At 59.6% G+C, this 23814-nt stretch carries 15 protein-coding genes; 9 read left to right on the plus strand and 6 right to left on the minus strand.

All coding sequences use genetic code 11. The annotated features are described in order from the left end of the window. The first annotated feature begins 15 nt into the window (after window positions 1-15). From mdtD to yccS, 4 genes are all read left to right on the plus strand, one after another. On the plus strand, window positions 16-1425 hold the full coding sequence (gene mdtD / locus AFK24_RS00515; RefSeq protein WP_065831381.1) for a multidrug transporter subunit MdtD: 1410 nt from the start codon (window positions 16-18) through the stop codon (window positions 1423-1425). Between the two features lie 167 nt (window positions 1426-1592). After that, a complete protein-coding gene (gene dbpA, locus AFK24_RS00520; protein WP_080482005.1) occupies window positions 1593-2972 on the plus strand; it encodes an ATP-dependent RNA helicase DbpA in 1380 nt (459 codons plus the stop codon). Between the two features lie 163 nt (window positions 2973-3135). Continuing rightward, complete coding sequence (locus tag AFK24_RS00525) at window positions 3136-4314, plus strand: NAD(P)/FAD-dependent oxidoreductase (RefSeq protein WP_065831382.1); 1179 nt, start codon at window positions 3136-3138, stop codon at window positions 4312-4314. Between the two features lie 214 nt (window positions 4315-4528). Next, window positions 4529-6727: a YccS family putative transporter gene (gene yccS / locus AFK24_RS00530; RefSeq protein ID WP_065831383.1), complete on the plus strand. Its 2199-nt coding sequence runs from the start codon at window positions 4529-4531 to the stop codon at window positions 6725-6727. Here the strand turns inward: yccS and AFK24_RS00535 are convergent. Continuing rightward, window positions 6708-7445: a substrate-binding periplasmic protein gene (locus AFK24_RS00535; RefSeq protein WP_065831384.1), complete on the minus strand. Its 738-nt coding sequence runs from the start codon at window positions 7443-7445 to the stop codon at window positions 6708-6710. The two genes, yccS and AFK24_RS00535, sit on opposite strands and share 20 nt — an antisense overlap. Window positions 7446-7724: 279 nt before the next feature. On the opposite strand from AFK24_RS00535, the gene AFK24_RS00540 reads away from it, so the two are divergent. Beyond that, window positions 7725-8183 (plus strand): GNAT family N-acetyltransferase, encoded by a 459-nt coding sequence (locus AFK24_RS00540; RefSeq protein ID WP_065831385.1) that lies wholly within the window; start codon window positions 7725-7727, stop codon window positions 8181-8183. Window positions 8184-8198: 15 nt separating this feature from the next. Here the strand turns inward: AFK24_RS00540 and AFK24_RS00545 are convergent, their stop codons facing one another. From AFK24_RS00545 to AFK24_RS00555, 3 genes are all read right to left on the minus strand, one after another. Next, window positions 8199-8495: a winged helix-turn-helix domain-containing protein gene (locus AFK24_RS00545; RefSeq protein ID WP_065831386.1), complete on the minus strand. Its 297-nt coding sequence runs from the start codon at window positions 8493-8495 to the stop codon at window positions 8199-8201. Window positions 8496-8594: 99 nt separating this feature from the next. Then, on the minus strand, window positions 8595-9107 hold the full coding sequence (locus AFK24_RS00550) for a M48 metallopeptidase family protein (RefSeq protein WP_065831387.1): 513 nt from the start codon (window positions 9105-9107) through the stop codon (window positions 8595-8597). 53 nt (window positions 9108-9160) lie between these two features. Further along, window positions 9161-11290, minus strand: a complete 2130-nt coding sequence (locus AFK24_RS00555; protein WP_065831388.1) for a putative bifunctional diguanylate cyclase/phosphodiesterase — start codon at window positions 11288-11290, stop codon at window positions 9161-9163. Between the two features lie 318 nt (window positions 11291-11608). Here AFK24_RS00555 and AFK24_RS00560 point away from each other — a divergent pair, with 318 nt between their 5' ends. Further along, window positions 11609-12280 (plus strand): polysaccharide lyase family 7 protein, encoded by a 672-nt coding sequence (locus AFK24_RS00560; protein WP_065831389.1) that lies wholly within the window; start codon window positions 11609-11611, stop codon window positions 12278-12280. Between the two features lie 135 nt (window positions 12281-12415). Here AFK24_RS00560 and putP read toward each other — a convergent pair whose 3' ends face one another. After that, the gene (gene putP / locus AFK24_RS00565; RefSeq protein ID WP_065831390.1) at window positions 12416-13906 is read right to left on the minus strand and encodes a sodium/proline symporter PutP; all 1491 of its coding nucleotides are present in this window, start codon (window positions 13904-13906) and stop codon (window positions 12416-12418) included. A 450-nt stretch (window positions 13907-14356) separates the two neighbouring features. Here putP and putA point away from each other — a divergent pair, with 450 nt between their 5' ends. From putA to AFK24_RS00580, 3 genes are all read left to right on the plus strand, one after another. Next, a complete protein-coding gene (gene putA / locus AFK24_RS00570; protein ID WP_065831391.1) occupies window positions 14357-18310 on the plus strand; it encodes a trifunctional transcriptional regulator/proline dehydrogenase/L-glutamate gamma-semialdehyde dehydrogenase in 3954 nt (1317 codons plus the stop codon). Window positions 18311-18910: 600 nt separating this feature from the next. After that, window positions 18911-19114: a DUF6124 family protein gene (locus AFK24_RS00575; protein ID WP_065831392.1), complete on the plus strand. Its 204-nt coding sequence runs from the start codon at window positions 18911-18913 to the stop codon at window positions 19112-19114. Between the two features lie 207 nt (window positions 19115-19321). Beyond that, complete coding sequence (locus tag AFK24_RS00580; RefSeq protein ID WP_065831393.1) at window positions 19322-21124, plus strand: acyl-CoA dehydrogenase; 1803 nt, start codon at window positions 19322-19324, stop codon at window positions 21122-21124. Here AFK24_RS00580 and AFK24_RS00585 read toward each other — a convergent pair. After that, the gene (locus tag AFK24_RS00585; RefSeq protein ID WP_065831394.1) at window positions 21121-23724 is read right to left on the minus strand and encodes a dermonecrotic toxin domain-containing protein; all 2604 of its coding nucleotides are present in this window, start codon (window positions 23722-23724) and stop codon (window positions 21121-21123) included. The two genes, AFK24_RS00580 and AFK24_RS00585, sit on opposite strands and share 4 nt — an antisense overlap. Window positions 23725-23814: the final 90 nt, after the last annotated feature.

A 23814-nucleotide genomic window follows, 5' to 3' on the forward strand; every position in this document is an offset into this window, starting at 1 on the left:
AAAACAAGGAACCCCATGCCGATCACCGCCCCGCTTCTGGATGAAAAAGCCCTACGCTGGTTGCCTTGGGTAGTTGCCATTGCGTTCTTCATGCAGAGCCTGGACGGCACGATTCTCAACACCGCGTTGCCTTCAATGGCGCGTTCGCTGGCCGAAGACCCGCTGCGCATGCAGTCGGTGGTCATCGCCTACATGCTCACCATCGCTTTGCTGATCCCGGCTTCGGGCTGGATCGCCGACCGCTTTGGCATCAAGCAGATTTTCTTCAGCGCGATCCTGCTGTTCAGCTTCGGCTCGCTGCTGTGCGCGCTGTCCAACTCGCTGACCATGCTGATCGGTGCGCGGGTCGTGCAGGGCCTCGGCGGTGCCTTGATGCTGCCCATCGGGCGCTTGATCGTGCTGCGCGCTTATCCGCGCTCGGAGCTGGTGCGGATCATGAGCTTCATCACCCTGCCCGGCCTGCTCGGCCCGTTGATGGGTCCGACCATGGGCGGCTGGATGGTGGAATACCTGAGCTGGCACTGGATCTTCCTGATCAATATTCCGGTGGGCATCGTCGGCTGCTTCGCGGTCAAATACTTCATCCCCGACCTGGCGGGCGGCGGCCGCACGCGCTTTGATGGTGTCGGTTTCGCGCTGTTCGGCGCGGCGATGGTGCTGATCACCATTGCTTTGGAAGGCCTCGGCGAACTGCACCTGCCGCATCTGCGCGTGGTCTTGCTGCTGTTCGGCGGCTTCGGTTGTCTGGCCGCTTACTGGCTGCGGGCCGGGCATGTGGATCAGCCGCTGTTTTCACCAGCACTGTTTCGCACTCGGACTTTCGCCGTGGGCATCCTCGGCAACCTGTTCGCCCGCCTGGGCAGCGGCGCGTTGCCGTTTCTCATGCCGCTGCTGCTGCAAATCGCATTGGGCTATTCGCCTTCGCAAGCGGGGATGAGCATGTTGCCGCTGGCGGCTGCGGCGATGTTCGCCAAGTCCGTGGCGCGCTGGCTGATCGAACGCCTGGGTTATCGCGTCATCCTGACCGGCAACACCTTGATGCTTGGCATTCTGCTGTCGAGCCTTGCCCTGGTCGGCACCGAAACCCCGTATTGGATGTTGCTGGTGCATCTGGGTTTGCTGGGCGCGGTGAACTCCCTGCAATTCACCGCCATGAACACCGTGACGCTGATCGACCTCGATGACGCCAGCGCCGCCAGCGGCAACAGCCTGTTGTCGGTGGTCGCGCAGTTGTCCCTGAGCTTCGGCGTGGCGTGCGCGGCGGCATTGCTCGGCGGCTTTACCGATCAGGTCGCGACCGGCGAAGTGAGCAGCGTGCTGGGTGCCTTCCAGTTGACCTTCCTGACGGTGGGCATCATGGCGATGTTCGCGGCGGGAATTTTCCTGCAGTTGCCGTCGCGTGAGGTGAAGCCTGCGGTTGCGTAGGACCGGCTTTTCGTAGGACCGGCTTTAGCCGGGAGGATGCCAGAGCCTTCTCCCGGCTAAAGCCGGTCCTACGGTAAAAACCAGAACTGCCACCACCCGGCGGGAGTCCGCCAGGCTTGCTCGGGACCTGATACACTGCGCGACATTTTGTTTTGCAGGCCCATCCCGTGACTAACACCGCTTTCAATACTTTGCCCCTGTCCGCCGCCATGCTGGCTAACCTGGAGTCGCTTGGTTACGCCGAAATGACGCCGATTCAGGCGCAGAGCCTGCCGGTGATTCTCAAGGGCATGGACCTCATCGCCCAGGCTAAAACCGGCAGCGGCAAAACCGCTGCATTCGGCATCGGCCTGCTGAATCCGATCAACCCGCGCTATTTCGGCTGCCAAGCCCTTGTGCTGTGCCCGACCCGCGAGCTGGCTGACCAGGTGGCGAAAGAAATCCGTCGTCTGGCCCGCTCCGAAGACAACATCAAGGTTCTGACCTTGTGCGGCGGCGTGTCCTTCGGCCCGCAGATCGGCTCCCTGGAACACGGCGCGCACATCATCGTCGGCACGCCGGGTCGCATTCAGCAGCATTTGCGCAAAGGTTCGCTGGTGCTGGACGGCCTGAACACGCTGATCCTCGACGAAGCCGACCGCATGCTGGACATGGGCTTCTACGACGCCATCGCCGACATCATCGAGCAGACCCCGAAAAAGCGTCAGACCTTGCTGTTCTCGGCAACTTATCCGGTGGGCATCAAGCAGCTGTCGTCCAAGTTCATGCGCGACCCACAGACCGTCAAGGTCGAAGCGTTGCACGCCGACAGCCAGATCGAGCAGATTTTCTACGAAATCTCCCCGGAAGATCGCCTCGACGCCGTCGTGAAAGTGCTCGGTCACTTCCGTCCGCAGTCCTGCGTGGCGTTCTGCTTCACCAAGCAGCAGTGCCAGGAAGTGGTCGATCACCTGACCGCCAAGGGCATTTCCGCCGTCGGCCTGCATGGCGATCTGGAACAGCGTGATCGCGATCAGGTCCTGGCGATGTTCGCCAACCGCAGCACTTCGGTATTGGTCGCCACTGACGTTGCGGCGCGCGGTCTGGATATCGATGCACTGGACATGGTACTCAACGTCGAGCTGGCCCGTGATTCGGAAATGCACATTCACCGCGTCGGCCGTACCGGTCGTGCGGGCGAGAAAGGTATCGCGGTCAGTCTGGTCGCGCCGTCGGAAAGCCAGCGCGCCCGCGCCATCGAAGAAATCCAGAAAGCTTCGCTGCGCTGGGATCAACTGGACAACCTGAAAAACGCTGGCGGTTCGCAGCTGATTCCAACCATGAGCACCTTGTGCATCGGTTCCGGCCGCAAGGACAAACTGCGTCCCGGCGATATCCTCGGTGCACTGACAGGTGATGCCGGAATCCCCGGCGCCCAGGTCGGCAAAATCGCGATCTTTGATTTCCAGGCGTACGTCGCAGTCGAGCGCGGCGTCGCCAAACAGGCGCTGGAGCGCTTGAACAACGGCAAGATCAAAGGCAAATCGTTGCGCGTGCGGATTCTCTGAACAGAATAAAGCTCACAGGCAGCCCGCTCTCTATCGTTGGAGCGAGGCTTGCCCGCGAAAAAGTCGGAACGACTTTCCGGCGATAGCGAGCCACCTTTTTTGCGACTGCTGCGCAATCGTTCGCGGGCAAGCCTCGCTCCAACAAGTCATTGAGGAAACCGCTGTGCCCGTTACTGACGTTGTGATCATTGGCGCTGGCGCCGCAGGTTTGATGTGCGCGCTGACCGCTGCCAGTCGCGGGCGCAAGGTGATGCTGATCGATCACGCCAACAAGCCCGGCAAGAAAATCCTCATGTCCGGCGGCGGGCGCTGCAATTTCACCAATATGTACACCGAACCGGCCAATTTCCTGTCGCAGAACCCGCACTTCTGCAAATCGGCCCTGGCGCGCTACACCCAGTGGGATTTCATCGCGCTGGTCGCCAAGCATGGCGTGCCATACCACGAGAAAAAGCTCGGCCAGTTGTTCTGCGATAACAAATCCAGCGACATCCTCGAACTGCTCCTGGACGAATGCCAGCAAGCGGGCGTCAGCCTGCACATGGACACGTCCGTGCAGCAGATCGAAAAGACCGAGACCGGCTACACGCTGGCAACCACCCTCGGCAGCCTGAGCTGCGAATCGCTGGTGATCGCCACCGGCGGCCTGTCGATCCCGACGCTGGGTGCGACCGGTTTCGGTTATCAGGTCGGCAAGCAGTTCGGCCACACATTGCTGCCGACTCGCGCGGGCCTTGTGCCGTTCACCATCACCGATCAGCTCAAGGAAATCTGCACCGAGCTGTCCGGCACGTCGGTGGATTGTCTGGTCAGCTGCAACGACACGAGCTTTCGCGAGAACATCCTGTTCACCCATCGCGGCCTCAGCGGTCCGGCGATCCTGCAAATCTCGTCGTTCTGGAATCCCGGCGATGCCGTGGAGATCAATCTGCTGCCGGACCACGACGTCGCCAGTTGGCTCAACGAGCAACAAGCCGAGCGGCCCAACAGCGAGCTGAAAACCCTGCTGGGGGAAATCTTCACCAAGAAGATGGCCAACCTGATTGCCGAACACTGGTTCGTCTCCAAGCCCATGAAGCAATACACCCACGCTGAACTGGCCGATATCAGCGGCAAACTGGCGAGTTGGCAGGTCGTCCCGGCAGGCACTGAAGGCTATCGCACGGCGGAAGTGACGCTGGGCGGGATCGATACCCGCGAAGTCTCCTCGAAAACCATGGAATCCCTGAAGTCGCCGGGTTTGTATTTCGTTGGCGAAGTGCTGGACGTCAGCGGGCATCTGGGTGGTTTCAACTTCCAGTGGGCCTGGGCTTCGGCGTATGCGGCGGCGCAGTATGTTTGACACGGCACCCTCACCGTAGGACCGGCTTCAGCCGGGAGGGCGTCATCTCAGATCAAGCAATGCGGCGAATATATTGGCTTCCTCCCGGCTGAAGCCGGTCCTACGAAATAATGCACGGAATAAATTTTGCGCAGCGGATGTACAGACCTCACTCAGGCCTGTACATATCCGTGTGCAGAATCGATCAATCGCGAACAAGGCCGTCAGCTCTTCTATGGCATCGAAATCTCTTCGTCACACGTTCCGTCGTCTGTGGGCGCTGGATAAATTCAGTTACAGCGTTCGAGTCTTCATCGCGCTGACCGGCAGTATGGCGCTGTGCTGGTATCAGAATGAGATGGGGCTGTTGATCCCGCTGTTCCTGGGGATTATCGCCAGCGCGCTGGCCGAGACCGATGACAGCTGGCAAGGCCGCCTCAATGCGCTGGCCGTGACTCTGGTCTGTTTCAGCGTCGCCGCACTGGCGGTGGAGTTACTGTTTCCCTACCCGATTCTGTTTGTCTGCTCGTTCGCCCTGGCGGCGTTTTGCCTGACCATGCTCGGCGCCTTGGGCGAACGCTACAGCGCCATTGCTTACGGCACGCTGATTCTGTCGGTGTACACCATGATCGGCGTCGACCAGCGCGGCGGCGAAGTGCTGGATTTCTGGCATGAGCCGATGCTGCTGGTGGCGGGCGCGGCCTGGTACGGCCTGTTGTCAGTATTGTGGCAGATGCTGTTTTCCAACCAGCCGGTGCAACAGGCGCTGGCCCGCCTGTTTCGCGAACTGGGGCAATACCTGAAGCTGAAGTCGAGCCTGTTCGAGCCGATCCGTCAGCTGGATGTCGAAGCCCGCCGCCTGGAACTGGCGCAGCAGAACGGCCGCGTGGTCGCGGCGCTGAATGCCACCAAAGAAATCATTCTGCATCGCGTGGGCAATGGCCGACCCGGCTCGAAGGTCAGTCGCTACCTGAAGCTGTATTTCATCGCTCAGGACATCCACGAGCGCGCCAGCTCATCGCATTACCCGTACAACTCACTGGCCGAGGCATTCTTCCACAGCGACGTGCTGTTCCGCTGTCAGCGCCTGCTACGCCAACAAGGCGTGGCCTGCCAGGCGCTGTCCGAATCCATCCAGCTGCGCCAGCCATTCGTGTACGACGACAGCTTCGCGTATGCCATGGAAGATTTACAGGCCTCGCTGGAACACCTGCGTATCCAGAGCAATCCGGCCTGGCGCGGGCTGTTGCGCTCCTTGCGCGCCCTGGCGGCCAACCTCGGCACCCTTGATCGACTGATCAAAGACGCCAGCAATCCGGACGCCGTCGCCGATGCCACTGACAGTTCGCTGCTGGACCGCTCGCCGCGCAACCTCAAGGACGCCTGGAATCGCCTGCGCCTGCAACTGACACCAACTTCATTGCTGTTTCGTCACGCCTTGCGCCTGCCGCTGGCGTTGACGGTTGGTTACGCCATGGTTCACCTGATTCACCCGTCCCAGGGCTACTGGATCATCCTGACCACGGTTTTCGTCTGCCAGCCAAGTTACGGCGCGACCCGGCGCAAGCTGGGTCAGCGGATTATCGGCACCGCCATCGGCCTGACAGTCGGCTGGGCGCTGTTCGATCTGATCACCAGCCCGATTCTGCAATCGATGTGCGCGGTGCTGGCCGGCGTGGTGTTCTTCGTCAACCGGACCACGCGCTACACCTTATCCACCGCCGCGATTACCGTGATGGTGCTGTTCTGTTTCAATCAGGTGGGCGACGGTTACGGGCTGTTCCTGCCGCGTCTGTTCGATACCTTGCTCGGCAGCCTGATCGCCGGGCTGGCAGTGTTCCTGTTCCTGCCGGACTGGCAAGGACGGCGCTTGAACAAGGTGCTGGCCAATACCCTCACGTGCAACAGCATTTACCTGCGCCAGATCATGCAGCAATACGCCCACGGCAAAAGCGACGATCTGGCTTATCGTCTCGCTCGCCGCAACGCCCACAATGCCGACGCAGCGCTGTCCACCACGCTGGCCAACATGCTCATGGAACCGGGGCATTTCCGTAAGGAAGCCGATGTCGGATTTCGCTTTCTGGTGCTTTCGCACACCTTGCTGAGTTATTTGTCAGGGCTGGGCGCGCATCGGGAGACTCAATTGCCGAGCGAAGTCCGCGAGCATCTGATCGAAGGTGCGGGGGCGACGCTGGCCGCCAGCATCGATGAGATCGCGCAAAGCCTGGCCGAGAAGAAACCGGTCGCGATTCAAAGCGACTCGGAAGAGCACCTGGCGGTTGAACTGGAGCAGATGCCCGACGAACTGGATGAGAGCCAGCGCCTGGTGCAAACCCAGCTGGCGTTGATCTGTCGCCAGTTGGGGCCGTTGCGGACCCTGGCCGCGCACCTGATCAAAGCCCCGGAAGAAGCTACAAGCCATGCTGCCTGAATAACTCGTCATAGCTGCCGTCGGCTTTCATCGCGGCAATCTCGCGATTGAAGTTGGCGACGATCTCTTCCCGATGCGGATTTTTCAGGCTGACCAGAATGTGCAGGCTGTTCTCGCTCAATGATTTGGGCAGGAATTCAATGGATTCGCGAACAGCCTTGGATTCCCGAGATAGATAAAAACGCGCGACGAATTCATCCTCCACAGCCAGGTCAACGCGTCCGGCGATCACCATGCGCACGGCCATGGAAAAGTCGTTGACCGGGACCTTTTCCAGCATCTCGTCGCTGTCGAATTCCGGCGAATAGGTGTAACCGCGCACCACGGCAATCGGCCGTCCATAGAGCTGATACAGATCACGATACTCAACACTGGACCGACTGCGTTTGACGAAGCGCACCCGATTGAGCAGATATTCAGCGGAGAACAGCCCGACCTTGGTGCGCTCTTTGTTGTACCAGGCGTTAATCAGTACGTCGTAGCGCCCTTCGCTCACACCGTTCAACGCTCGGGCCCACGGCACCTGCTGGTAATCGGTGTCATACCCGGCGCGCTTGAGCGCCGTACTGACCAGATCGGTCGCCAACCCGCCATTGAGCAAGGTGCTGTCCGTGAACGGCGGCCAGACATCGGCCACCAGACGAAGCTTTTCTCCCGCGCCGGCCTGCGCCACCAGCAACCATCCCAGCAAACCCACGGTTCGAAGCAAACACGGCATGCTCATTTCCCTGAGATAGGCGAGGCAATCACGCTAAATGTGCGCCCGGATAGCGACGCACAACTAATGGCGAGCTGCCTGTATTGAAGACTGATTCAAGCCTTTTCACAACTGATATGAATGCTGCATTTGTGCGGTTGTTCAATGAATATTCTGCGCTGACATCTTGCAAAACCCTGCGCATCAGGCAGGGGCCCGGAGGTTTTTTGGGTAACTTTATTGGGCAACCCCGCGGATGCGTTTAGTATTCGCGTCAGGTTTCTTCTTCGAGTCAGCCACATGTCTATCAAATGGATCTGCAAACATCACACCGACCTCAGCAAAGAACAGCTTTACGCGATCCTGCAATTGCGCGCCGAGGTGTTCGTGGTCGAGCAGCAATGCGTGTATCTGGACGTGGACGGGCTGGACCTGATGGGCGATACCTGCCACTTGATGGCCTGGCGCGAGGACAAGCTGGTGGCGTATCTGCGCCTGCTCGATCCGATTCAGCAAGGCGGTGACGTGACCATTGGCCGGGTCGTGACCGCGCCGTCGATTCGTAGCCGGGGCATTGGTCACGAGTTGATGGAGCAGGCGCTGGAGAATGCCGAGAAGAAATGGCCCGACCAGCCGATCTATCTGTCCGCGCAAGCTCACCTGCAAGGCTATTACAGCCGCTACGGCTTTGAGCCGGTGGGCGAGGTGTATCTGGAAGATGAAATTCCGCACATCGGCATGCGTCGCGATCTGGAATAACGCCCGCCGTCGTAGTCAGGGATAGCCGAGCACCGATTTGATCTGCCCCAGGTGCTGGGTGATCCAGCCCCGGTCAATGGCGCCCCAGTCACGAATCCGGTAATGCCCGGCGTGATTGCGCGCGCCGTCCTGCTGCTCGAACTCGCACTGGATATCCAGATCGGCCAGCGCCGCAATGGTGTCCTGCGCGGTGCGACGCGGCATGCCGGTGACCTCGATCAACGCTGGTACGCTGCTGGCGAGCTGGCTGTCGATCAGATACGCCACGTAAAGCCGACGGTAGAAACTGCTTTTGGTCTTGCTGACGTCCATGGTCCGAATCCTTGCTCTATAAAATCGAATACCCGCCCCGTAGGAGCGAACTTGTGTGGGCCACTTCGCGAGCAAGCTCGCTCCCACACAAGTTGGCTCCTACAAGGGTCCGCGCTGCATATCCCGCCACGTCAGGTAAATCCGCAGATCGAACTCCAACTGGTGATACCCCGGCTGCATGTGTTCGCACAGCTGATAGAACGCCTTGTTGTGATCCGATTCCTTGAAGTGCGCCAGTTCATGCACGACGATCATTTTCAGGAACTCCGGCGCGGCATCCTTGAACAGCGCGGCGACGCGGATTTCCTTCTTGGCCTTGAGCTTGCCGCCCTGAATGCGGGAAATCGTCGAGTGCAGGCCCAGCGCGCGATGGGTCAGGTCCAGGCGATTATCGAACAGCACTTTGTCGATGTTCGGCGCGTTGCGCAGATGTTCCTGCTTGATTGCCTGGGCGTAGGCGTAAAGCGCCTTGTCGCTCTGGATCGCATGGCGCTCGGGATAGCGCTGCTGGAGATAATCGCCGAGTTTGTCCTGGGCAATCAGCTGCTGCACCTGCTCCTGAAGAGCGGGCGGATAAGCCTGAAGGTATTTGAGCGGAGCTGGAGCTGTCATGAGCGGTGCTACTGATCTCAAAGGCAGAATGCAAAGACGGCAGTGTACAGAATTCAACGGTGTTTTAGCCCTTGCCAGTCAAACGGCTGCGGGAAGCTCAAGGCGTCTTCGGCGATCATCGGATGCGCGACCAGAAACCCTTGAATCAACTGGCAGCCATTGTCTTTGAGCCACTGGTATTGCTCGATGGTTTCCACCCCTTCGGCAATGACCAGCACATCCAGATTGCGACACAGCTCGATGATGCTTCTGGCAACGGCCAGGTCGCGTACCGAGCCAAGCATGCTGGCAACGAAATGCCGGTCGATCTTCAAGGTGTCGATGTCCAGATTGCGCAAATGCGACAGCGAACACTCGCCAACCCCAAAGTCATCCAGCGCCACTCGAACGCCAATGTCATGCAGCAACTGAATCTGCATGCGACTGTGATTCAGGTTATGCACCAGGGAGGTTTCGGTGATCTCGACTTCAAGCTGACCCGGTTTCAAATCAAAACGCTGCATCGCCCGCTGCAACTCAGAAGCCAGATTGGGCATGCTGAACTGGGTGGAACTGACGCTGACGCTAAGCACCAGATTGGCATCGAAGACTTCGTTCCAGCGCTTACGCTGCGCGGCGCCCTGCTCGAAAATCCAGCCACCGAGCTTGGTGATCAAACGGGTTTCTTCCAACAACGGAATAAACAGCCCCGGCGGTACGTCGCCGGCACTCGGATGCTGCCAGCGCAACAGCGCCTCGAAGCCACGCAGGCGACCACCTTCGACGAAAACCTGAGGTTGGTAGACCATAGAAAAATCTTTACCATCGATGGCCGTGCGCACGCTTTCCTCCAGCATCAGCCGTGAGCGGGCGCGGCCGTTCATTTCCTGATCGAAGAAGCGATATTGCTGACGTCCGGCGCGCTTGGCTTCATACATGGCGATATCCGCCGCCCGCAGCAGACCATCCAGATTGGCGCCGCAGTCCGGAAAAATGGCAATGCCGATGCTGGCGCCCAGGGTAATGTCCAGGCCGTCGACCTGCCGACGCAGTGATACACGCTCAATGAGTTTTTCCGCGACTTTGGCGGCGTGCTCGGGAAAATCCAGACCGTCGATGACCACGGTAAATTCGTCACCGCCCATGCGCGCCAGTACGTCATATGGCCGCATACATTCCTTGAGCTGTTGGGAAACCCAGAGCAGCACCTGATCGCCGGCGTCATGACCAAGGGAATCATTGATGCGCTTGAAGCCATCCAGATCGAGGTAAAGCAGCACCAGAAACTTGCCGGCCTGCTCATTGCGCAACAGCAGACCTTCGACGGTCTGGTAGAAACCACGGCGATTGAGCAGCCCGGTCAAGGTATCGGTGACCGCCTGCTGTTCCAGCTGGCGATACAGATCGCGGACCACTGACATATCCCGAATGCTCAATACCATGGCTTTGCGCTCCACCGGCAATGGCGCGCATGACATTGCCACCGGCAGCTGGCAACCGGATGTCGTGCGCAGGCTCGCGTCATGCAATCGATAGGATTCGCCGCTGCGATAGTGGCGATAAAAGCCCGACTCGTGCCAGTCCACCACCTTCGGCTCGGTCAGGTAGTCGAGCAGCGAAGTCCCGCACAGCTGCTCGACGTCGGCACCGAGCAAACCGCAAATCGCCGGGTTGGCGAAGTTGATCAAGCCCTTCTCATCGATGACCAGGATGCCTTCGTCGATATTGTCCAGCACCGATGCATTGAAAGCCCTGGCCTCCTCCAGCTCCAGCGACAACTTTTGCAGGGCGCGGCGATTCTGCTGTTGCTCCAGCAATGCCTGCACTTTGGGCTTTAGGACGTGGGGATCGAAGGGTTTGAACAGGTAATCCACTGCGCCACTGGCGTAGCCCTTGTGGACGGCATCCCGAGACTGCTCATTGGCGGTGAGAAAGATAATCGGCGTCAGCCGCGTTCGATGGCTGCCGCGCATCAGGCGTGCCACTTCGAAGCCGTCCATGCCGGGCATCTGAACGTCGAGCAGCACCAGGTCCACCTCTCTTTCGAGAAGGATCGACAGCGCTTCTATCCCGGAACTTGCCGTAACAATGCACCAATCCTGACGATTAAGGACGGCACGCATCGTCACCAGATTTTCCGGATAGTCATCAACGACTAACAAAACCGAACAGCCATCACCTGGCTTGGGTTGCGCGCATTCCATGCTGCTTCTCTTTTGTGGCCTGACGCCAGGGAATCGGGGAGTCCCCCTTATCCGAATGGCTTTCACTCTAGCCCCGTCCGGGAAAAACCAGAAGCGAGCTAGCCAAATGCCACCTCTAAACTGAACGCCACCCGACTAACGGTAGGGCGCTGTAACCCTTAGCCTGTCAGCCGCGCGGCGAAAATGGCGGCACTTTGACGTCAGACGTTCGACAAAATTCCATTAACAAACAGTTTTTCAGACCGTATAACCAATAACCCCAAAGCCGCGAGCTAGACGCTTGGTGCTGGCAATGAGACATAGTGGACGACTGAAAAAATGATTGATCTTTCTTCTTGGAATCTGAGCATCCCGGTAGGCTCGCCGCCGAAGACCATCGAAACCGCGCAGCTGGTCAAAGGCTACGACGGCAAGTATTTCAACTCGGGTTCCGGCTCGATTTTCTTCTGGGCGCCGGTCACTGGAGCACGCACCGCCAACGCCATTTACCCGCGCAGCGAATTGCGCGAAACCTGGTCGGACGGCTCGCTGCACAACTGGCTGTATCCCGACGCCGACAACTATTTGAACGCCACCCTGGAAGTCAATCAGGTTCCGTCCTCGGGCAAAATCGTCATCGGCCAGATTCACGCCTATAACAGCACCGAGCCCATGCTGAAGGTCGAGTATCAGTACAAGGACAGCACCGGATCGGGGAACATCGTCGCCAAGGTACGCAACCGCTTCGACGACAAGAAAAGCCGCGTCGTCCAGATCGCCGAAGGCGTACCGCTGAATGAGAAATTCAAATACATCATCCACCTCAGCCCCGGCGGCGAGCTGAGCATCAGCGCCAGAAACATGAACTGGAGCACGCCAATCAGCGCCACCTGGCGTGACAAACCGTTGTATTTCAAAGCGGGCGTGTATACGCAGGATCATTCCGGCTATAGCAATGAAGGCGGCAAGGCGACCTTCTATAACCTGGATATTGATCACAACAAGACTTAAGCCCACCACAAGCCTCGTTGGAGCGAGGCTTGCCCGCGAAGGCGTTATTCCAGGTCACGTATATATCGCCTGGAATAACGGTTCGCGGGCAAGTCGGAACGCCGCCCGCTCGCTCCAACGGGTTACGCGTAGAAGTTAACGCGTTGCATCCTGGAACTCTTTCTCGGCCAGTGCAAAACGCGTTTGCATGCCAACCGATGGACCTTTGCCCATCAGGCTGAAGATGACGATGGCGATGCTGGCGAAGAGGAAGCCGGGGATGATTTCGTACAGGCCCCAGATGCTGAAGTTCTTCCAGACGATCACGGTAATGGCACCCACCAGAATCCCGGCCAGTGCGCCGTTGCGGGTCATGCCTTTCCACAGTACCGAGATCAGCACCACCGGACCAAACGCAGCACCGAAGCCAGCCCAGGCGTAGCTCACCAGGCCCAGCACGCGGTTTTCCGGGTTGGCCGCCAGCAGAATCGCGATCACTGCAATCAGCAACACCATGGCGCGGCCGACCCAGACCAGTTCGTTCTGGGAAGCTTTTTTACGCAGGAAGGCTTTATAGAAGTCTTCGGTCAGGGCGCTGGAGCACACCAGTAACTGGCAGCTCAACGTACTCATGACGGCAGCAAGAATCGCCGACAGCAGCACACCGGTGATCCACGGATTGAACAGCAGCTTGGCCAGTTCGATGAATACCCGCTCCGGGTTGTCTGTCACAGGACCGGCAACTTCCGGGTGCGCCGAGAAGTAAGCGATGCCGAAGAAACCAGCGGCCACGGTGCCGCCCAGGCACAGGATCATCCAGGTCATGGAGATACGACGGGCGCTGGCAATGGACTTCACCGAATCGGCAGCCATGAAGCGCGCCAGGATATGCGGCTGACCGAAGTAGCCCAGGCCCCAGCCCATCAGGGAAATGATGCCGATGAACGTGGTGTTCTTGAACATGTCGAACGCGCCAGGGTCCTTGGCTTCGATGGCCAGGAAGGTCGCGTCGATGCCGCCGGTGGCTAGCAACACGATGATCGGCGTGAGGATCAAGGCGAAGATCATCAGCGTCGCCTGAACCGTGTCAGTCCAGCTTACGGCCAGGAAACCACCCACGAAGGTGTAGGCAATCGTCGCCGCAGCGCCCGCCCACAAGGCAGTTTCGTAAGACATGCCGAAGGTGCTTTCGAATAACCGCGCGCCGGCCACAATCCCGGAAGCACAATAAATAGTGAAGAACACCAGGATCACCACCGCCGCAATGATGCGTAGCAGGCCACTCGTGTCTTCAAATCGGCTGGTGAAGTAATCCGGCAGGGTCAAGGCGTCGCCGTTGTGCTCGGTCTGCACGCGCAGACGACCGGCCACGAACAGCCAATTCAAATAGGCGCCTACGATCAGGCCAATGGCGATCCAGCTTTCCGACAGGCCGGACATATAGATGGCGCCGGGCAAGCCCATGAGCAACCAGCCGCTCATGTCCGATGCGCCAGCCGAAAGTGCAGTAACGAAACTGCCCAGGCTGCGGCCACCGAGGATGTAATCCGAGAGGTTATTGGTGGAGCGATAAGCCATAAGGCCAATTAATACCATCGCAGCGATGTAGATCACGAAGGTGATGAGGGTGGGATTGCTGACACTCATTGAATTCTGCCTTGGCATTGTTTTTATAGACGCCGACTGATCTCGTGACCAATGCACCAGCTTCAGAACATTGATTGCAGACGGCTGTACTGACTGCGCTCTCCAAAGGAAAACGACGGCCGTTCGTGCGGCTTCAAGTGCGGTTGCACCGAGGCAACGAATCCTATTCAACAACGGGAATCAGGTGCAACCCTTATTTTCAGATAAGTTGCACCTTTTCGACCAGTTGGCCATTCCCGCCTTTTCGCCCTGCTTTGGCGCAAACAACGGTTTTTTCCTGACAAAAAGCCCCCGGATTGCGCACCTGAACGCTCGGAAATTTCATTTGCTGACAAAGGAAGAAATAATCAATGGAAAAAGGGTTGCACCCGGTTGCACCTCGGCCATTGCATCGCTAATCTTGTCCGACAACCACGGCCACACCCAAAGTGGCGAAAATGAGGACAGCACATGGCGACCACCACTCTGGGTGTCAAACTCGACGACCCGACCCGCGAGCGATTGAAAGCCGCCGCCCACTCCATCGACCGCACGCCGCACTGGTTGATCAAGCAGGCGATTTTCAATTACCTGGAAAAGCTCGAAGGTGGTGCAACCCTTTCTGAACTCAACGGTTTGATCAGCAAAGACGGCGACGACCATGGCGAGCTGCCAGTCGACGCAGTGCATCAATGCTTCCTCGAATTCGCCGAAAGTATCCTGCCGCAATCCGTGCTGCGTGCCGCGATCACCTCGGCTTATCGCCGCCCGGAGCAGGAAGTCGTGCCAATGCTCATCGAGCAGGCGCGTCTGCCAGTGTCGATGGCCGAAGCGACCAACAAGCTGGCTGCGTCCATTGCGGAAAAACTGCGCAATCAGAAAAGCGCCGGCGGCCGTGCAGGCATCGTCCAAGGTCTGCTGCAGGAGTTTTCCCTGTCGTCCCAGGAAGGCGTGGCGCTGATGTGCCTGGCCGAAGCGCTGTTGCGCATCCCGGACAAAGGCACCCGCGATGCATTGATCCGCGACAAGATCAGCACCGGCAATTGGCACCCGCACTTGGGCAACAGCCCGTCGCTGTTCGTCAACGCGGCAACCTGGGGCTTGTTGCTGACCGGCAAACTGGTCGCCACTCACAATGAAACGGGCCTGACTTCCTCCCTGAGCCGCATCATCGGCAAGAGCGGCGAGCCGATGATCCGCAAAGGCGTGGACATGGCCATGCGCTTGATGGGCGAGCAGTTCGTCACCGGCGAAACCATCGCTGAAGCCCTGGCCAACGCGAGCAAGTTCGAAGCCAAGGGCTTCCGTTATTCCTACGACATGCTCGGCGAAGCTGCGCTGACCGAACATGACGCGCAGAAATACCTGGCGTCCTACGAGCAGGCGATCCACTCCATCGGCAAAGCGTCCCACGGTCGTGGGATTTATGAAGGCCCGGGCATTTCCATCAAGTTGTCGGCACTGCACCCGCGTTACAGCCGCGCGCAGTACGAGCGGGTGATGGAAGAGTTGTACCCGCGCCTGCTGTCGCTGACCCTGCTGGCCAAGCAATATGACATCGGCCTGAACATCGACGCCGAAGAAGCCGACCGCCTTGAGCTGTCGCTGGATCTGCTGGAGCGCCTATGTTTCGAGCCGCAGCTGACCGGCTGGAACGGCATCGGCTTCGTGATCCAGGCTTATCAGAAGCGTTGCCCGTATGTGATCGACTACGTGATTGACCTGGCCCGTCGCAGCCGCCATCGCCTGATGATTCGTCTGGTGAAAGGCGCGTACTGGGACAGCGAAATCAAGCGCGCCCAGGTTGAAGGTCTGGAAGGCTATCCGGTCTACACCCGTAAGGTGTACACCGACGTTTCCTACATTGCCTGTGCACGCAAACTGCTCTCGGTGCCGGAAGTCATCTACCCGCAGTTCGCCACGCATAACGCCCACACCTTGTCGGCCATTTACCACATTGCCGGTCAGAACTATTACCCCGGCCAGTACGAATTCCAGTGCCTCCACGGCATGGGCGAGCCGCTTTACGAGCAGGTTGTAGGCAAAGTCGCCGATGGCAAGCTGAACCGCCCGTGTCGCGTGTACGCACCGGTCGGCACTCACGAAACACTGCTGGCGTATCTGGTACGTCGCCTGCTGGAAAACGGCGCCAACACCTCGTTCGTCAACCGCATCGCCGATCAATCCATCTCCATTCAGGAGCTTGTGGCCGATCCAGTGAACCAGATCGAGAAGATGGCAACGCAGGAAGGCGGTTTCGGCCTGCCACACCCGCGTATCCCGCTGCCGCGTGACTTGTACGGTGCGGAACGCGCCAACTCCAGCGGCATCGATCTGGCCAACGAACACCGTCTGGGTTCGCTGTCCTCGGCGCTGCTGGCCACCGCGCACAACGACTGGAAAGCCGGCCCGATGCTGGGCAGCCCGGCCAGCGAAGGCGCTGCGGCTCCCGTGCTGAACCCGTCCGACTTGCGTGACGTGGTCGGTCATGTGCAGGAAGCCAGCCTGGAAGACGTCGATAGCGCCTTGCAGTGCGCCCTGAATGCCGGTCCCATCTGGCAAGCCACGCCGCCAGCCGAACGCGCCGCGATTCTGGAGCGCGCCGCTGACTTGATGGAAGCCGAGATCCAGCCATTGATGGGCCTGCTGGCCCGTGAAGCCGGCAAGACTTTCGCCAACGCCATCGCCGAAGTACGCGAAGCCGTGGATTTCCTGCGTTACTACGCCGTGCAGGCCCGCAACGATTTCACCAATGACGCGCACCGTCCGCTGGGTCCGGTGGTTTGCATCAGCCCGTGGAACTTCCCGCTGGCAATTTTCAGCGGTCAGGTCGCCGCAGCGCTGGCCGCCGGTAACCCGGTCCTGGCCAAACCTGCCGAACAAACGCCGCTGGTGGCTGCACAAGCCGTGCGCATCTTGCTCGAAGCCGGGATTCCTGAAGGCGTCGTGCAGTTGTTGCCCGGTCGCGGCGAAACCGTCGGCGCCCGTCTGGTCGGTGATGATCGGGTCAAAGGCGTGATGTTCACCGGCTCCACCGAAGTCGCGCGGCTGCTGCAACGCAACGTCGCCGGTCGCCTGGATTCACAAGGTCGTCCTATCCCGCTGATCGCCGAAACCGGTGGCCAGAACGCGATGATCGTCGACTCCTCGGCGCTGACCGAACAAGTGGTCATCGACGTGGTGTCCTCAGCCTTCGACAGTGCCGGGCAACGCTGCTCCGCCCTGCGCGTGCTGTGCTTGCAGGAAGATTCCGCGGATCGCGTCATCGAAATGCTCAAAGGTGCCATGGCCGAATGCCGCCTTGGTAACCCGGAACGCCTGTCCGTGGACATCGGCCCGGTGATCGACGCCGAAGCCAAAGCGGGCATCGAAAAACACATCCAGGCCATGCGCGACAAAGGTCGCACGGTCTATCAGGTGGCCATCGCCGACAGCGCCGAAATCAAGCGCGGCACTTACGTGATGCCAACCCTCATCGAGCTGGAAAGCTTCGACGAACTGCAACGGGAAATCTTCGGCCCGGTGCTGCACGTGGTGCGCTACAAACGTAAAGAGCTGGATCAACTGATCGGCCAGATCAACGCTTCCGGCTACGGCCTGACCCTCGGCGTGCACACCCGCATCGACGAGACGATCGCCAAGGTCATCGACAACGTCAACGCCGGTAACGTCTACGTCAACCGCAACATCGTGGGTGCCGTGGTCGGCGTGCAGCCATTTGGCGGCGAAGGCTTGTCCGGCACCGGTCCGAAAGCCGGCGGGCCGCTGTATCTGTATCGCCTGCTGTCGACGCGCCCGGTGGATGCCATCGAGCAATCCTTCTTGCGCGGCGATGCCCTGACGGCTCCAGACACGCGGATGCGCGAAACCCTGAGCAAGCCGCTGCAAGCCTTGAAAGCCTGGGCTGCCAGCACTCAGCAGCCGGAACTGGACGCGCTGTGCAGCCAGTTTGCCGAACAATCGCAAAGCGGCATCACCCGCCTGCTGAGCGGCCCGACCGGCGAGCGCAACAGCTACAGCATCCTGCCTCGGGAACACGTGCTGTGCCTGGCGGACGTCGAAAGCGATTTGCTGACCCAACTGGCTGCGGTTCTTGCAGTGGGCAGCACAGCGATCTGGCCGGACAACGAGCTGAGCAAAACCCTGCGCACTCGCCTGCCCAAAGACGTGCAAGCGCGGATCAAGCTGGTTGCCGACTGGACCAAGGACGACGTGATCATCGACGCCGTTCTGCACCACGGCGATTCCGATCAACTGCGCTCGGTTTGCCAGCAAGTGGCGCAACGCGGCGGCGCCATTGTCGGCGTCAACGGCCTGTCACACGGCGAAACCAACGTGGCACTGGAGCGTCTGGTAATCGAACGCGCATTGAGCGTCAACACCGCTGCGGCGGGTGGCAATGCGAGCTTGATGACGATCGGGTAAATCGTTTGGACCACCCTGCGACCGAACGCAAATCCGTTGGCAAGCCTCCAACAAAACCGCGTCGGCGCAGGCAATGAAGGTGGGTCAGGTGGATTGAGGTGGGCGGGGCTGGCTTCTCGGGGACAAGTCCCCTCCTACCGGTTTTGCATCGGCCCGGTAGGACCGGACTTGTCCGGGAAGAACGATAACGCGGTAGGTCTAGCCCACCGAGGCGTCGGGTTCGCGGGCAAGCCTCGCTCCAACGGGATGCTAACTCATGAAGCCGGTTACTTCAGCTCACAAAACACCCCTTCCTACACCGCCCTGCCGGTGCCTTTTCCCTTTCTTCTGCGTGAACTTTCCGAGAGAATCCTGACCGCTTGCGCCGGGGATTTTGAGGCTCTAGGCTGCGTCGGTCGCTGAACATCAGTGATCGGGTTTAGCAGCCTGTCCAATATCCAAGGCTCGCAAGTGCCGCTATATGGCGGCTTTGCGCGGGGCACTTTCGAGTGCGCTGGGTTTGCCTTGGATACCTGGTCTGCTAACCCGCGTACAAGCCGCCACCTTTATTCGGTTAGCAGCGAATATCCGGTGGCTCCGCCAAATCCAAGGAGCCAAAAAATGATCAAAGCAACATCCGAAACATCACTCGAACAATCCCTGCTCCACATCAGCGACCTGCTGCGCTGCGCCGCTGCAACCGCCTATGAAAGCGGCGACAGCCTCAACGGCCCGAAACGCGACCTGGCCTTCTCGGCCGTGCACCTGATTGAAATGGCCAGAACGGAGCTGGATCGGTCGTTGATGAGCGTCGAGACTCGCTGAAAATGCGATCCGTAGGACCGGCTTCAGCCGGGAGGGCGGTATTTCTGACGATGCAAACGCGCTGAGTTGCCTACCCCCTCCCGGCTAAAGCCGGTCCTACGGGGGCCCGGTTAAAACCTTTCCCCCACCATCACCCAAATCAATCTTCCTGTTCACCCCTGCCCTTCAAACCTAGACTCGACGCATTCCCACAAAAGGTTTGTCGCCATGTCCGAGACGCTGCTCTGTTCGCGCAATCTGGCTTTCGAGCTGTATGAAGTGCTCGATGCCGAAGCCTTGATCCGTCGTGAGCGGTTTGCCGAGCACACGCGTGAGACGTTCGATGCGGCCATTGGCACGGCGCGGACGATTGCCGAGAAGTATTTCGCGCCGCACAACCGCAAGGCGGATGAAAACGAGCCGCGCTATGAACAGGGCGAGGCGGTGCTGATTCCCGAGGTCAAGCCAGCCGTCGATGCGTTTCTCGATGCCGGGTTTCTCAATGCGACGCGCAGTTTCGAGGCGGGCGGCATGCAGTTGCCGACGCTGCTGTCTCAAGCCTGCTTTGCGCATTTTCAGGCAGCGAATGCGGGCTCGACGGCGTATCCGTTCCTGACCATGGGCGCGGCCAACCTCATCGAAAGCTTTGGCAGCGAAGCGCAGAAACAACGCTTCCTGCAGCCAATGATCGAAGGGCGGTTCTTCGGCACCATGGCGCTGACCGAACCTCACGCCGGGTCGTCGCTGTCGGACATCCGCACCCGCGCCGAGCCTGCCGAAGACGGCACGTATCGCCTGCGCGGCAACAAGATTTTCATCTCCGGCGGCGATCACGGTCTGTCGGAGAACATCGTTCACATGGTGCTGGCCAAGCTGCCGGATGCGCCCGCCGGGGTGAAGGGTATTTCACTGTTCATCGTGCCCAAGTTTCTGGTCAACGACGACGGCAGCCTTGGCCCGCACAACGATGTGCTGCTGGCCGGGCTGTTTCACAAGATGGGCTGGCGCGGCACCACGTCCACGGCGCTCAATTTTGGCGATAACGGCGCGTGCGTCGGTTACCTGGTGGGCAAGCCGCATCAGGGCTTGAGCTATATGTTCCAGATGATGAACGAAGCGCGCATCGGTGTCGGCATGGGTGCGGTGATGCTCGGCTATGCGGGTTATCTGTATTCGCTGGATTACGCCCGGCAACGCCCGCAAGGTCGCCTGCCGGACAACAAAAGCCCGGACAGCGCGCCGGTGGCGATCATTGAGCATGCCGATGTGCGGCGCATGTTGCTGACCCAGAAAGCGTACGTCGAAGGCGCGTTCGATCTGGGTTTGTATGCCGCGCGCTTGTTTGATGACACCACCACCGGCGAAACCGAGGAGGCCCGCCAGCACGCACAGGAACTGCTCGACCTGTTGACGCCCATCGTCAAATCCTGGCCTTCGGAGTTCTGCCTGAAGGCCAACGAGCTGGCGATCCAGATTCTCGGCGGTCATGGCTACACCCGCGAATACCCGGTGGAACAGTATTACCGCGACAACCGTTTAAACCCGATCCATGAAGGCACACACGGCATTCAGTCCCTGGATTTGCTCGGCCGCAAGCTGGCGCAAAACGGTGGTGCCGGTCTCAAGCAGTTGATCCGGCTGATTGCCGAGACCTGTGAGCGAGCCAAATCCCACGAAAGCCTGAACCTCCTGCGCGCACCGCTGGAGCAACTGGTGACCCGTCTGCAAACGGTGACACTGGGTTTGCTGAGCGATCTGGCCCAAGGCAAGGTCACTTCGGCGCTGGCGAATTCGGCGCTGTACCTGAAAGCGTTCGGCCATGCGGTGATTGGCTGGCGCTGGCTGGAGCAAGCCGTCCACGCCGAGCAGGGTTTGGCATCAGGCAACCCAGCGGATGTGGAGTTCTATCGAGGCAAGCTACAGGCCGCCCGGTATTTCCTGACCTGGGAAGTACCGGGTTGCCATCACGAACTGGCGCTTCTCGAAGCCCGTGATGACACGTGCCTGGCGATGCAGGATGAATGGTTCTAGACGCTCAGCCCTCGCAGGTTCACAGGGAAAAAACGGTCGACCAGCTTCCTGCCTTCCTCGCCCAGTTTTGCGGCAAAGCGTTCGCGACTGAAGGGCTCGCCGGTGCGCAGGTCATAAAGCCTGTGCCAGGCTTTGGGCTCGGGAATCTCGGTTAGGCGCACCTTGACGAACTTGTAGTTGAGGCCCGACACCTCCTGAATGCCATCAATCAGGAAATAGCGGCCGGGCATGAAAATCGATTCGACTTCATCAGGCTCGTTGGAAAAAACCGCAACCGGCGTCGCCCCCAGGTAATGCCTGGCGGGCAATTCGAAAACCACGGAGGAGTCGTCGAACCCCGCCGAAGCCCCAAGGGTCGCGTAACCTGCCGAATGATGACCGGCCTGGCTGCTGCAAAAGGCACGGGCGATATACGGATTTTCACTGAACGAGGCGATATCGGTGCTGACCAGCACGTCCCCGGCCTTGATCTGTCCGTTGCGAAAGAAACGCCCCGAAGTGCCACGCATATCGCTGCCGCCGCGATACAACGTGACGCTGTTATCCAACCCGATTGCCTGCAGGTCATCCGCCAGTTCGTCGATAAGGTCAATCTGGCTCAGAGCCCCGGCAACTCCGGTGCGCAAATACTGGTTGAAGCTCGAATCCCGGGTCGTATACAGCTCTATACGCCCGCCGACATAGCTGCCGTCAGCCTTTTTGAACACATGATGAACATCTCCCCACTCGTCGATGACGAACCCTGTGCCTTGGGGGTCTTGCATCACCTGATCATCTGCGCCCAGCTCCGGCAGGTTCATGGCGACCTTCTGCCGGGCCAGGCCAATCTGTGACAGGCGTTCTTCTTCCTCAAGATTGAACGCCATGTGCACATCCCAGAAAGACGAGCGAACGGTCAGCAACGGGCTGGGTGTCAGCTCATTGCGTACATCGCTCTCGATCAGAGGCTGCGGGCGCGGGCCTGATTCGAGCGACTCCCATTCGCCCCTGGCATTCAAGCGCACAGCCCACCCAGTATCGCTCGCCGAAGGATCGGCAGGATCGGTCAGGGTCCAGGCATGAAGCTCATCGTTGAAGACGACCCGATGCGGCATATCGTCGAGGCTGATCCAGGTTTCACCATTGGTCAGCATCTGGATGCCACGCAGGGTTGAGCCGGGACCTTCAGCCCCAGGCGACACAGGATGAAGCTCGACCATTGGAATGTATTCGGCGGAGGCTGGCGTGCCAGCAGGCAATCCGCCGCCGCCAGGCCCGGTCAAACCCGAACGTGCGGCCCTGATCAACCCCAGCAGAATCGGCAGGTTGAACACCACGAATATTGCATTGAAAACAGAGCCGATGAGCCCGGCCTTGCGCTGCCGGGCGTCGCGGCCATTGATCGCCTGATCAATATTGAGGCCGAGGTTGGCGATACCGGCGCCCACCAGCGTCAACGCCATCGGCCAACCCAACGGACCCAGCGCACCGAACACATTGAGGAAGGCATTCAAATAGCCGATCCAGATCTGCTTGCGCAGACTGGCGTTGGAAGTCAGCAAGGTCTGCGCGTCGTCCTGCATTTGCTGTCGGGCGATCCCGCGTAAATAAGCGAATACATCCCCGCGAATGGCCACGTTCCGCTGATTGATCAGCGATTGCCCTGCGACCCAAGGCGTGTTGACGATTTGCTCGGCCGTTCCGTCAAATGCCGCGCCCTGCAATTGCCGGCTTGCAGCGGAGCGAATGAACAACGCCGTGAACGCCGCCCTTGCCGAGACGTCGCCCAGCCGGCCTTGAACCCAGGCATACAGCGCCTGCTCGGAAGCAAACACATGAAAGGCCGTGGCCTCGCCCGGCAAATAGACAAACTGGCGCCCGGTGCCATCCACGATGCGGACGCTTTCCGGGCACACATAACCGCCGATATCAAAGGTATGCACGGTCAATCCTGAATCCGACGGCACACCGGATTGCAGGGCTTCCAGCGTTATGACCGGTCGCAACTCACCAATGACGGCCTGGTGGATGACCTTGAATTGCTCGACGCTCAGGCCGCCTTTGCGTAACTGCAGAGCGGCGGCGGCCAGAAACCCACTACGCGCCAGGGTCAGGAAGTTCTCACTGTGCAGCGTCCAGAAGCGCTCCATCCTGGCCGAGAACCTGGCGCTGAAATCCAGCGCCCAGAAGTCATCGAGAATCTGCCGGGGAAGCAAGGCAACTTCGTTTCGCTCGTCGAACGCCTCATGCCTGGGGCCGTCGGTGTAGAAACCGCCATACAGCTGCAATTCATCGGAGACGATCTGATCCTGCACGTTGAACCGGTGCAGCATCAACTCGACAAAGGTCATCGACTCAATGGGCGGCCCAAGGTGTCGCCAGCCGGTGAACGTGGCCAGGCTGGTGGCCGCGCTGGAAAAGCGATGCCAATAGATGCGATCCGGATCAAGCCATTTGCCGGTGTGCCTGAATAACAACTGTCGGGCTTCGGCATAGGCCAGGCCGTGAATATCCGGGTAATCCTTGATGAAGTCGCGGGCGATTTTCTTGAGTTTATCCTGGTCAGTGGCGTAACGATTGGCAATGGTGCCCTGACGAAAACTCTGGTTGGGTGTCTGCATGACTTTCCTGTCCTGATGGGAAAGCCATGCACGTGAGCAGGTCTGAAATAACCGCAGGGGCTAGTTATTTATCGGTGTCCAGCAGCGGGC

The organism is Pseudomonas syringae (genome assembly GCF_001698815.1).
In the GTDB taxonomy this organism is placed as follows: domain Bacteria; phylum Pseudomonadota; class Gammaproteobacteria; order Pseudomonadales; family Pseudomonadaceae; genus Aquipseudomonas; species Aquipseudomonas syringae_A.

Bases quoted from the DNA above. Each gene is read 5' to 3' on its own strand.
- putP (WP_065831390.1), bottom strand. From the start codon at position 13,906: ATGAGTGTCAGCAATCCCACCCTCATCACCTTCGTGATCTACATCGCT.
- AFK24_RS00575 (WP_065831392.1), top strand. From the start codon at position 18,911: ATGATCAAAGCAACATCCGAAACATCACTCGAACAATCCCTGCTCCAC.
- putA (WP_065831391.1), top strand. From the start codon at position 14,357: ATGGCGACCACCACTCTGGGTGTCAAACTCGACGACCCGACCCGCGAG.
- AFK24_RS00560 (WP_065831389.1), top strand. From the start codon at position 11,609: ATGATTGATCTTTCTTCTTGGAATCTGAGCATCCCGGTAGGCTCGCCG.
- mdtD (WP_065831381.1), top strand. From the start codon at position 16: ATGCCGATCACCGCCCCGCTTCTGGATGAAAAAGCCCTACGCTGGTTG.
- AFK24_RS00555 (WP_065831388.1), bottom strand. From the start codon at position 11,290: ATGGAATGCGCGCAACCCAAGCCAGGTGATGGCTGTTCGGTTTTGTTA.
- AFK24_RS00535 (WP_065831384.1), bottom strand. From the start codon at position 7,445: ATGCCGTGTTTGCTTCGAACCGTGGGTTTGCTGGGATGGTTGCTGGTG.
- AFK24_RS00580 (WP_065831393.1), top strand. From the start codon at position 19,322: ATGTCCGAGACGCTGCTCTGTTCGCGCAATCTGGCTTTCGAGCTGTAT.
- AFK24_RS00545 (WP_065831386.1), bottom strand. From the start codon at position 8,495: ATGGACGTCAGCAAGACCAAAAGCAGTTTCTACCGTCGGCTTTACGTG.
- AFK24_RS00540 (WP_065831385.1), top strand. From the start codon at position 7,725: ATGTCTATCAAATGGATCTGCAAACATCACACCGACCTCAGCAAAGAA.
- yccS (WP_065831383.1), top strand. From the start codon at position 4,529: ATGGCATCGAAATCTCTTCGTCACACGTTCCGTCGTCTGTGGGCGCTG.
- AFK24_RS00550 (WP_065831387.1), bottom strand. From the start codon at position 9,107: ATGACAGCTCCAGCTCCGCTCAAATACCTTCAGGCTTATCCGCCCGCT.
- AFK24_RS00585 (WP_065831394.1), bottom strand. From the start codon at position 23,724: ATGCAGACACCCAACCAGAGTTTTCGTCAGGGCACCATTGCCAATCGT.